Genomic DNA, 11,806 nt, shown 5'->3' with positions numbered 1-11,806 from the left:
CCTCGCCGGTGGCGCCGCACCTCGGCGCGGCCCTCGCCGGCCTCGAGGGGTCGGGCCCCGACGCGGAGCAGGCGCGGCAGATCCTCGGCATCGTCGACGCCTACGCGACGGGCTTCCTCGTGGTGTGGGCGCGCAGCCGAGCGGATGGCCGTCCCGCCGGTTCACGCGGCGCCGAGGCATCCGCCGTCGCCGACCTTCGCGACCTCGATACCTTCGATCGCGGGCTGGATGCGCTCATCGCGGGGCTCGACGCGACCCTCCGCCAGCGATTCTCCGAGACGACGGACCGGCACACCCGCTAGGCGCGGTCCCGAATCGTCCGTCCGTAAGGGATCAGCGCGGCAACGGGTTCGGCCCGGTCGCCGTGACGAGCCGCTGCGGAACCCAGCCCTCGACGTGGCGGATGCCGTCGAACGTTCCGCCCTGCAGTTCGACGACCTCGCGCAGCGGGCGCTGGTGGAACTTCACGTGCGTGAAGTCCTCGAACAGGATGTACGTCGGCTCGTTCCACCGGTTCTGGAACTGCTGTCCGGTCAGCACCTCGCGGTGACGGCGCGAGAACTCGTCGGCCTCGTCGCCGACGACCACGCCGACGTGCTCCATGCCCATCTTGTAGACGCGCTGGTGCACCGGCGGGATGAGCTCGATGAGCGGGATCTCCTTGCCGTCGAGCACCCGGAGCGGCTCTGCGAGGAGGATCAGGGACATCGGCCGCCCGTTCCAGACGTTCTCCATGTTCGCGGCGGCATGGCGCTCGAGCAGCGTCCGCACGTGCACGTACTGGTCCCACTCGGGCACCCGGAACGCGAGGTGGCCCAGCTCGTACGGCGCGATGTCGATGCCGCGCGCCAGCAGGCGGTCGCGCTGCTGCGCGACGAACGCCCGGTAGTCCCCGATGATGTCGCCGACCGGATCGGACATCGTCGTCCTCCTCCCGTCCGTCCGAACGACGGGCATGCGGCGAACGTATCAGGCTAGGCGCGGCGAAGGTCGGCGTCATCCACTCGCACCACCTCGCTGTCGCCGAGGGCGCGGACCATGGGCGCGGCGCGCTCCGCCGCGATCCTACGGAATGGCTATCCTGCCGTTCAGGACGGATCGGGTCGGGTCGGGGGGAACGATGCGAGGGTCGCACGGCAATGAGGCGACGGAACGCATTCATGATGTCGGCCTGCTCTTCGTGCACGGCATCGGGCAGCAGCAGCGCGGATCTTTTCTCGTCGAAGCCGGGGATGCAGTCGTCGCCTACCTGAGAGACCGGGACTTCACAGATCGAGTCGACGGTGCGCCGATGAGTCGACTCGGGACCGTGCGCATGCCGGCAGACGAACCGCCGAGTGCGGTCATCGAGTTCGATGCGAGCGCCGATGATGACGCCATCCAGCGATCCACCTCCTGGCTACTCTCCGAGTCGAACTGGGCGAGCGCGTTCGTCCCACCGAGTGCTGGCACGACGCTGCGCTGGATTCTCCTTCGGACGCCCGCCCTGGTGGTCGTGCGCGCCATCGAGAGCCTGCTCGCCGCAGCGCGCGCTTGGGGTTGGCGGCCGCAGTACTGGTGGCGCGTCATCCTTCAGGCGCTCTGGACCGCGGTCTCCCTACCCCTCGTGGCCGCCGTCCTGATCGTCCTCGTGACGTCGGTCATAATTCGCGCGCTCATCCCGTTCGCCTGGCTGCAGACGCTGTTGGGGAAGATCGAGGTCCTGCTCTCGACCTTCATCGGCGACAGCCTGCTCTTCAGCGAGAGCGCCATCAACTCCGCAGCCATGTCCAGCGTCGTTGCACACGATGTGAACTGGCTCGGAGCCCGATGCAGAACGGTGATCGTCGTGGCGCACTCGCAGGGTGCGGCGGTCACAGCTCAGGCGCTCGAGCACACGCCACCCGTCCGCACCCTCGTCACCTATGGGGCTGGGATCAGCCAACTCCAGTGGCTCCGATCGGTGCCCCGCCGGGAGAACGTCGTCCTCGCCCTGATCAGCCTGCTCGTCCTCGGACTCGTGGGCGTCGTTGCCTTCACGATCGTCGACGTGTTCCGCGGCGGGGAGATTCCGGACTGGATGGTCGCCTTGCTGCTGTTCGGCTGGCCAGCTGCGGCGGCGTTCCTCCAAGCGATGGCGAAACAGGCCACGGCGACGACCCGCGAGTCACGGCTTCGACCGCACTCGAGGAAGCTTGCCCAGCGCTGGGTCGACCTCTGGGCCTCCGCGGATCCGGTGAACGGCGGACCGTCGACGAAGACCGTATTCGAGCAGGCCGAGGAGGTCAGGCTCTGGAACCACGGCAATGTCGTGACCGACCATTCCTCGTACTTCGCCAATCGCACGGAGTTCGTGACTCGGATCGTCGCCTACGCCATAGACGCCACTCCGAACCTACCGGCGGGCACAGCGGAATCGCTCGAGCATCTCGCGCGGGTGCGCGGAGATCTCCGACAGCGGCGCGGTCGCTGGCTCGAGGCGTTCCGAGCTGCTCTGGCAGTAGGCGTTTGGGCTGCGGCGCTCCGTTTCAGCTCAGAGCTCGCCGAGCTTGTGTCGCCGGTGATCGACTGGGTCAGAGCGTTGTTCCCGGATCGCCTCGCACCCGTGCTCGGAATCGGTCCCGAGGCCGTCGCGGCAGGAATAGTCGTCGCCCTGCTCGGGCTGGCCTGCTACGGTCTGGCGCTACTCATCTGGGCGGGTTGGGCGTTCATCGAGGAGCAACCCGCCCCGGGAGACGCGACGTTCGAGCGCGGCTCGGCGGCGATGGTCGTTGTCGCCGGCCTACTTACGAACCTCCTGCTCGCGACCGCCGCCCTCGTCTGGTTCGATTGGAGCGCAGCGCCCCGCGTCCTGGAGGTCATGTACACCCTCCCGGTGCTGTGCGCCGTCGCCATCGGGGTGATCTGGATCATCGTCCGGGTCACGCGTCGCGTCTGGAGTAAACGGGCGCAAACCCCTCAAGCACTTTCCGCTCGCGCCCTGCGGTATGGCTTCCTCGCCGGGCTGCTGCTGTGGTTCGTGGTCATTGCCGTCGTCGGCCTCGAGCGATTCGAGGCATCGCAGACCGATTGGACCATCGTGCCCGCCGTCGTAGCGAGCGTCGCGGTGCTCTCGATGATGTTCGCGGCGTTCCCCCTCTGCAGCACGTCGGGGCACTGGTCGTTCGTGAAGGACCCGCGCTCGTACCGGCCCTTCAAGTACCTCCCCCCTCCGGACGAAGGTGCCGCTCCGGCATCGAGCGCACTGCTCCTGCTCGGCGTACTCGCCGCCCAGGTCGCCTTGCTGGTATTCGCCTTCGCCATTCCACCGGGGGCGGACCTCCTGGTGATGTTCCTCGTGCTGGCGCTGCCGTTCGCCGCACTCAACGTGGCTAATTGGGCAGGCGACCGGGGCCTGTCCGGCGCCAGAGCGGCGGTCGCGTGGTCGCTCGTGATAGTGAGCTTCGCGCTGTCGGTACTCTTCATCGTCTTGCAGGTCACCGGCTGATCCTGCCCGCGGGCAACCCGCCGCAGAGGCGTGCGACGACCCGGCTTGCGCGTGAGGAGCCGGGCCGTCGCGTGTGGCGGTCTCCATACGCGCCGCCTTCGGCGGTGCTCCTCGACCACCGGGCTAGGCAGCTCGGTTCACGGTCGCGCTGGGCACGGATGCCACGACGAACTCGTCGTCGGCGGCATCCACCCGCACCGCCTCGCCCTCGCCGGGGTCGCCGGTGACGAAGAGATCGGCGATTCGTCGTCGATCTCGCGCCAGATCAGGCGACGCAGCGGGCGGGCGCCCTACTCGGGCTTGGGGCCGCGCTCCGCGAGGGGCGCTGCCGCCGCGACGCCGCGTGCCGCAGACGTCCTGGCCATCCTGCCGATCACGCCGGCAGTTCGAACACGGCGCTCCTCCCGCCGAACGGGTCGACGAGGACGACCCCGCCCTCCTGCCCGGGGAACGGGCCGACGGTGAACGACGGAATCGTCGCGTCGAGCGCGTGCACCGAGTCGAGGATCAGCGCCGACGTTCCCCGGTAGAGCTCCGCCGCGAAGCCGGGCGATCCGTCGCGCGCCGGCGGCAGGTCGCGCACCTCCACGCGCCAGCTCCCATCGGCTTCGATTGCTGCGTCTACTCGGGGCGCGCGTCCGCGAAGCTCCAGCCACGCCGGGGCACCGACGGGTCCCCAAGGCGCTCGCATGGCGGACCCTGCGGAAGCCGGTCCGGGCGCGATGAGGTCTCCGGGCGATGCCACCGCACCGGGCGCGAGCAGCGGCTCGGCCGGGAACCGCACGCTCGCGGCGAGTCCGACGCGCGCCCACTCGACGGCCGGCAGTGTGAGGCGCCCGGTCCACTCGTCACCGCGACGAGCGAGCACGAGCGCGGCGACCTCCGGCCAGAACGCCGGCGGCATGTCCTCCACGACCTGCACGATGCGCGCCTCCGGCGGGCCACCCCCGAAGCGAGCGGTGGACACGTGAGGCGCCGCGACGTCGACCGTGATCCGTCCGCTGGGTGTGGCACTGGCGCTGATCCGCGGCAGGGCGGGCGCGTCGCTCGTGGGCACCGCGACGAAGGCGGGCTGGGTCGCCGCGAACGGCGTGGATGCCGTCTCCTTCACGATGCCCGCGGCGTCCGTCGTCGTCGCCACCGGCAGCGCACGCACCAGGATCAGGTCGTTCGACCCCGCCGGGAAGCGCAGCGTTGCCGTAGCGCGTCCGCCGACGGCGCGCACCGGGTCGGGCAGCGCGGCCGAGTACGCGCGCTGCGGGCCTCCGCCGGCCTGACGCAGCGTCTCGGCCCGCTCGTACCGGGGCGTGGTGCGGAACCCCTGCGTCGGCAGGCCGAGCGCGGCGCGCACGGCCGTCTCGTTCGCGAACAGGAATCGCACCGCACCGCCCTCGGGCACCCCGCTCGCCGTGAGCGTGATCGAGACCTCGGGGTCGGCGGTCGGACGCGAGGTCGGCATGAGTCTCGGGCCGATGCGCAGCGCGGGCAGCGGTCGCGGGTCGGCGACGACGACGGTGACGGATGCCTCGCTCGACCGTCCACCGTCCAGGTCGATGGCGACCGCGGTGAACCGGATGGTCTTCGATTCGCCGGGGCTGGTCTCGGGAGCGGGGACGTCGCGGAAGGCGCGCAGTCCGTCGACCTGGTGCATCGCCGTCAGTTCGATCGGATCCTCGGACACGCCGTCGACCGTCCACTGGATCCGGTCGACCGGCACGCTGCCGGGCAGGCCGGTCGGCTCGAACCTGATCGAGAGGCGCACGTCCCCCGTCGACGCGAGTCCCGTCGGCGGTGACGAGCCCGGCGTGTACCACGCCTCGAGCGTGCAGCCTCCGGGGGTGGGGCGCGGCGGGGGGCCGCCGGTCAGCTCGACCGGGTCGCTCCAGCGGCCGGTCCAGTCTCCGGCGTGCACGCGCCAGGTGACCTCGGATGCCTCGTCGCCGGCTGCGACCGGCACGGTCGCCGTCACCGTGGGGGCGCCCTGCTTCGGCGGCCACGCGGCGCTCATGGGCGCCGCGACGTCGCTGTCATCGCCGACGAGCGGATGCAGCGTCCGCCGCTGGTCGGGACCGACCTGTTCGAGCGACACCGGTCCGACCGGCGCCGCGACGCCGCGCAGCGCGATCGACTGCCGCCAGCCGGTCTCGCCCGCGGCGGCATCGGCGTACCAGCTCGGGTCGCCCGACCGCGTGAGCTCGAGCGGGGCGGGCCGCGCGGCGGGCGTGGCGAGCGAGATCGCGATGGGCACGTTCAGGAGCTTCGCCTGCAGCGTTCGTTCGCCGCTCGGATCGGGGATGTCCTCGATGTTGTCGAGGAGCTCGCGCCATCCCCTATCGAGCGCCTCGTTGTAGAGACGACCGGGCTCGCCGCCGAAATCGGATCGCTCACCGGGCGGACCGTGGAACAGGCCCGGCGCCTGCGCCACGAGGAGCGCGAGGTCGTCGGGTCCCCCGCTCAGGTCGACCCGCACCGTGCCGGTGCGGGCGAGCCAGCGGCTCACGCCCGGGTCGATCGCGGCCATCGCGAGCGATTCCGAGGCGCGATGCCGCCCTCGCACCGGGTGCGGGCCGAGCTCGGGCTCAGCGACGATGACGAGGTCGTCCCGCGACGCATCGGCGGCGTCGTAGGCGCGTCGCACCCAGGCGTCCACCGAGGCCTCGGCACGCACGAGGCGATTGACGCGCGCCAGTTCGAAATCGGGACGGTATGGGGCATCGGGCGGGACCGGGGCGTACGGCACCGCTGCGGCGGGCGCCGCGGCCAGGATCCGGTCCTTCCAGCTCTCCTGGTCTCCGCCGTTGGGCAGGGCGTAAGCCGTGAACGCCCCCAGGTAGTCGTCGGGCAGCGCGTCGATGCCGACGCGGGTGGTCTCGACGACGGTGTCGGGATCGAGGAACCAGACGCGGATGTCGTCGACGCGCCCCTCGCCCGTGACGAGCACGCCGCCCATGGCGAACGATCCCACCCGGTAGGGCGGCTCGTCGACGGCGGCGAGTTCCACCGGCTGGCGGCTCGGCCCCATCGACGGCGCCGTGATGGCGACGCGCAGCCGTCCGTCGCCGACGACTTCGACCCAGCACGGTCGACGTCCCGACCAGCGGATCGGAAAGAGCGCCAGCGGGCTCCGCGGCGTGACCTCCGCCGGCAAGGGGCGGCTGCTCACCGCGGCCGTGTCGCCGTGCAGCTCGCCCGCCTCGAAGAGGCAGCGATGCAGCACGACGGGGCCGGCCGGGAGCAGGAACCCCCGTCCCAGGCTCGCCCGCCATTGCACGCCATCGGGGATGCGGTCGTCGCCGACCACGTTCGCACCCTGGCCCACGGCCTGCACCGGGTTCGCGAACTCCGAGACCAGCATCAGCGCACCGCCTCCGACATCAGGGCGCTCGCGAAGCGCGGCACGGGCTCCACGGTGAGTCGCCGGGTGAATGGTGCGCCCCGATCGGTCGCGGTGAGGCTGACGACCGTCGGACCGGCGAGCGCGATGGGCGCCGTCGAGAGCCACAACGCCCGGGTTCCCACCGTATTGGCGCGCCGGATCGTCAACTCGGTCGAGCCGATACGCGCCCCCTGCAGCGCCATCCGCCGCCCGCCGTCGCGGATCAGGGGCTCGGCGGACTCGACGAGGAGCCCTCGCGCCGCCCAGCCGCCGCCGTCGAGCCGGCTCCACAGCACCGCCGAGCGGGCGCCGCCGCCGAACCCGTCGAGCTGGATGCCGAGCTGGTCCAGCATCGACTCGAGCGCCGCGTCGCCGACCACCGTGCCCGGGCCGGCATCGGCGACGGTGCCCCGGATGGGCAGGTCGCCGGTCGCCCTGGCGCGCGCGACCGCCTCGCCCGACGGGGCGCCCACGAAGCCGAGCGACCCGATCAGCTGCGGCGGCCCCTCGTACGACGACGTCGAGAACGTGATGCCGGCGAGCTCGGGGTCGCCGGTCTTCGCGCGCTTGCCCTCCTCCGGGAAGGCGACCGAGAGCTCGTACGAGGCGTCGCAGGCGAGGGTGCCCGGCCATGCGAACTCGAGGCCATGCGGCGGCACGGCGCACCCGGCATCCGCATCGGTCTCGGCCACGAGCATGCCGAGCGAGGCCGCGACCTTGAGGATCACGCCCGTGATGACGGGCTCGGCGTCAACCGGTTCATCGGGCACCCGCGGCCGGTCGATTCGGCGCAGCACGAGCACGGGTTGCCGGCCGTAGGCATCGGCGAGCGCGGCGACGTGCACGGCGAAGAACGACGCGGTCGGGACATCCGCGGTGAACACGAACGACTCGCCCTCGGCGACGCTGTACCGGTGGAAGTACCGCTGGATGGAGCTGACGTCGAAGGTCGGCCGCGCGAGCACCTGGATCGCCGCGCTGACGGGTGAGCCGATCCCCTTCCACGGCGCGATCGCCGCCGAGACGCCCGCGCGTGCGGGTGCGGTGCGGAAGAACCAGTGCATCGTCCGCTCGGTGCCGGGCGGAGGCACGAACGCGCTGGGCACGCCGTCCTGCAGACGCTCCCAGCGCAGGGTGGCGCGGATACGGTACTTCGTGCCCGCCTTCAGGACGGTGCGCGTGGTCCAGGGCGTCAGGATCGCGACCTGATCCTTGGCGACCGCCTCGTCGGTCGCGGCCTGCGCCGCGTCGACCGCGTCCCTGGTGGCGTAGGCCAGGGCATGCAGGCCGAGCACGTCCGGCGACACCTGCCACGGCGGCTTCCACGTGACGGTCTCGGTGCCTTTCGGCAGGTCGAGGCGCAGCACGAGGAGCACGCCATCGTCGCCGAGCTCGTCGATGATCTCGACGGCGGCCACGTCCCGGCCGCCGAGCCCGGTGGTCTCCGGTGCGTCGATGCCCTCGACGAGTTCGCGCGACGGAGTGCGTACGAGCAGGTAGAGCGCCCCCTCTTGGAGGGGCTCGTCGAGCACCACCTCCAGCTCCTGCATGACCTGCAGCCGGTCGGGATGCGTCGGCGCGACGCCCATGGGCGCGCCGACCGACAGCGCTCCCGTCATCGTTGTGCCCTCGACCTCGATCGCGTCGAAGCGGTAGGGGCCGGATGGCGCGGCGATGCCGGGGATGTCCGCGTCGTGTCCGTCGACCCAGGTTCGCCAGCACGCCCGGAAGCCGACGGGCGACGAGAAGATGCGGAAGGAGAGCGGGGTGAGCGGGCCGTGGCGGCCGGGAACGTGCCATTCGCCATCGCCGTCGACCGTGGCATCCACCCCGAAGCTCCACGCCCGTGCCATGAGCGGCTTCCAGTTGCAGAGGCCCGTGATCGACTTGAGCGGATGGCGATCGGGCTTCTGGTACGTGGGGCTCTGGTGGATGAGCGAGACGCCGCGGCTCGTGGTGAGCAGTGCGAGTTGGCGCAGGCCAGAGGTCACGACGACGTCCTCGGCGGCGGCCTGCCACGCGGAGTTGTCGAGGCTGATGGTGTCGGCCACCACGCCCCCGTCGCCGATCTCCTCGAGCGCGAGGTCGGCGAGCACCCAGCGGAAGCGGTAGGTGCCCGACCCCGTGATGCCGCCGTTCTGGGTGCCGCCCGGCAGCGGCACGCCCGGCGCCTCGACCACGGGTGCCACCGGGAAGGTCAGGAGCGGGATGGCGTCGGGCCACACGGTCTCGACGTTCGACCAGCTGGGCGGCGCGGGATCCGGATCGGGTGCGGGCGGTTCGTGCTCGTCGACGCCGTCGACGTGCAGGCGGCCGATGCCGTCGGCGAGCGCGAAGACCGGGAACGGCCACTCGTCGTCGGCGGGGACGGGCGGCTCGGCGGGGTCGGTGTCGAGCGTGCCGATCTCGAGGCATCCGCGCAGGGTCGTCAGCCACAGGTCGATCGAGACGCAGACCTTGAACGCGACATCCACCCGCTCGTCCGGCCCGATCTGGATCGTGAGCTTCGTGTCGACGCCGACGCTGAATGGGCCGATGCCGGCGCGGCCGCGCAGGTCGGCGGTGACCCACATCATGAACGGGCGCGTGCCGATCCCCGCGACGAACGAGGCGCTCACCTCGGCCCAGAGCACGGGCCGCACGCCGAACGTCTTCGTGAAGCCGGCGCCCACGGCGACGGCGAAGCCCGTGAGGTCGCGTCCGCTGCCGCCGACGTTCGGGATGCCGTCGCCCCGGATCATGACGTAGCCCCAACCTCTGACCTCCAGGGGGCCGAGCCCCGGGAACACCTCCGCGCTGAGCGGTGCGGGGATGCGGTCGTTCAGCTGGTCGCTGCCAGCGTGCAGGAACCAGTTCTCGGGCCGATCGAAGCGGAACACGCCGACCACGGGCAGCGTGATCGACACGACCTTGGGGATGTGGTAGCTGCCGACGACGCCCACGACGATCTCACGGTCGGAGACGGCGAGCCCGCCGAACAGGGCGAGGCCGGCGCCGCCGCCGGCATGCTGCTCGAGCAGCGGCAGTTGGGCGGCGCGGTACCGTGCCACGAGGAAGTGGGCGTCGAGCGCGATCCGCAGCGCCGGGTCGGGCAGCGTGATGCCGAAGACGCCGAGCGCGTTGAAGGCGAACCCCGCGTCGGGTGCGGTGCCGACGACGACGCCGGCTCCGAGGGTGGTCGCCCCTGAGCGGGTCTCGAGCCCGTCCCACGGCTGCCACGTGCGCAGGTCGCCGAGCGGGTCCGCCGTGCCGAGCGGAGGCATCGCCGAGTTGGTGCCGAACGTCGCGGCGATCGTGTAGAGCGAGAGGCCGGTGGGGCCGAGCAGGATCGGCACGGGCAGGTCGACGCCGAGCGTGAACTCGTACCGGGTGACCCCGCCCTCGGTCGCCGTCCGGAACACGAGGAACCCGCTCACGCCGAGCGGGACGAGTTCGGCCCAGAGCACGACCTCGACCCCGTCGGCGAGCGAGATCGACCCGCCCGCCTCGACGAGGCCGGGCACCTGGACCGAGGCCTGCAGGCCCCGGATCCCGTACCGGACCGCACCGCCGTCCCAGGTCGCCCGCACGGTCGCCCCGCTGACGCGCACGGGGCCCAGCTCGTACGTGAAGCGCAGGTCGATCTCGAACCAGGTCGAGCCGCTGCCCGATCGGGTGCCGACGATCTCGAACAGGTTCGCGGCGGTCTCGACCGTCCAGCCGCCCGGGTCGAGGATCTCGGCGCGTGCGCTCGCGAAGTCGAGCCGCAACGCCTCCGCGCCGGGCTTCGACGGGTCGATGGTCGCGCGCAGGTCGCGCCACCGCACGCGCATCGGCCGGTTCTCATCCATGCCGATGCGCAGGAAGTTCGAGACGCCCCACGACCCGACCGACACCGAGCCCGAGACGTCGAGCCGAAGCGAGACGCCCTCCGAGGTCGCGGCCTCGATCACGGCCGAGTGCACGGTGTACCCACCTCGAGTCGTGACGGCCTGCGCGAACGCGGCCGCGGCGAGCAGTGCCGCGACGGATGCAGCGGTGCCGCCGATCTCGGCGAGTACCCCGGGTGCGAGGGCGACCATCGCCCCCGGCACCTTCGCGGAAGGGGAATGTGGCACGTGCACGAGGCCCTCCGCGGCATCCGATTCGACGCCGACGGCGAGCCGGAGCTCATCGGGCGCGTCGACCGGGCGCGTCGCATCGAGCCGGAGCCGGATGGACGCATCGCCCGTCGGCAGCGGGCCGAGCGGGCCGTCGGGCAGGTCGAAGGACAACGAGATCGAAACCGGCACGAGGTCGATGAGTTCGGGGCCCGGGCCGGTGCGCCAACTGATCGTGCCGGAGACCTCCGGATCGGGAGCGCGGAGCCGCACGGGCACCTCTGCGGTGATCGTCTGCCCGCCGAGCGCGAGGTCGGCCGGGATCACGAGTCCGCCGAAGAGCGGCACGTCACCGGGGAGCACGAACTCGACGTGCTGGTTCGGCCCGAGGGTGAAGCCTGTCGGCGCGGTCAGCCCGATGCCGCCCGGAAGCAGCATGCTCGGGCTGCTCGGCACGAGCCGCAGGCCGTTCGCGGTGATCGTCGTCACCCGTTGCGGCCGGCCCTCGATGACGACCGCACCGGTGAGCTGCACGGTGAGCGCTCCGGCGCCGGCTTGGGTGAGGCGCGCCCGTCGGCGAACGCCCGTGCCCGACTCGGTACGGGATGCTGCGGCGACGCCCGGCACCGGCTGGGATGCCGCACCCTCGAGCGTGAGCGTCATCCGGAAGCCGTTGCCCGCGCGGACGAGCGCCCACCGGACGGTGGTCCCGGACGGCAGCGTCGCCCCGAGCGCGCCCGGGATCGCCGCATCGGCCGTGAGGCGGGCACGCCCCGCCGGATTCGCGAGCTCGTCCAGCGAATCGAGCAGCAGTCGCGCGTCGTCGCCGAGCACGACACCGCCCGCCCAGCCGCTGCCGAGGACCTCATCCAGGAGCGTCATGGC

General features: G+C 71.9%; 5 protein-coding genes. 2 read left to right on the top strand and 3 right to left on the bottom strand.

The genetic code is table 11. The annotated features are described in order from the left end of the window. Positions 1-8: 8 nt before the first annotated feature. On the top strand, positions 9-302 hold the full coding sequence (locus tag ACQ393_RS02045) for a hypothetical protein (RefSeq protein ID WP_430645150.1): 294 nt from the start codon (positions 9-11) through the stop codon (positions 300-302). A gap of 31 nt (positions 303-333) precedes the next feature. Here the strand turns inward: ACQ393_RS02045 and ACQ393_RS02040 are convergent, their stop codons facing one another. Then, positions 334-921, bottom strand: coding sequence for a VOC family protein (locus ACQ393_RS02040; protein ID WP_430645149.1), 588 nt, complete (start codon positions 919-921; stop codon positions 334-336). A 151-nt stretch (positions 922-1,072) separates the two neighbouring features. Here ACQ393_RS02040 and ACQ393_RS02035 point away from each other — a divergent pair, with 151 nt between their 5' ends. Further along, positions 1,073-3,466, top strand: coding sequence for a hypothetical protein (locus tag ACQ393_RS02035; RefSeq protein ID WP_430645148.1), 2,394 nt, complete (start codon positions 1,073-1,075; stop codon positions 3,464-3,466). A 373-nt stretch (positions 3,467-3,839) separates the two neighbouring features. Here ACQ393_RS02035 and ACQ393_RS02030 read toward each other — a convergent pair whose 3' ends face one another. Beyond that, positions 3,840-6,821, bottom strand: a complete 2,982-nt coding sequence (locus ACQ393_RS02030; RefSeq protein ID WP_430645147.1) for a hypothetical protein — start codon at positions 6,819-6,821, stop codon at positions 3,840-3,842. Further along, complete coding sequence (locus ACQ393_RS02025) at positions 6,821-11,803, bottom strand: hypothetical protein (protein WP_430645146.1); 4,983 nt, start codon at positions 11,801-11,803, stop codon at positions 6,821-6,823. Before ACQ393_RS02025 ends, ACQ393_RS02030 begins: the two co-directional genes overlap by 1 nt. Positions 11,804-11,806: the final 3 nt, after the last annotated feature.

Source organism: Agromyces sp. GXS1127, from assembly GCF_050565425.1.
Classification (GTDB): Bacteria; Actinomycetota; Actinomycetes; order Actinomycetales; family Microbacteriaceae; genus Agromyces.
This window is presented reverse-complemented; position numbering and strand designations above follow the sequence as displayed.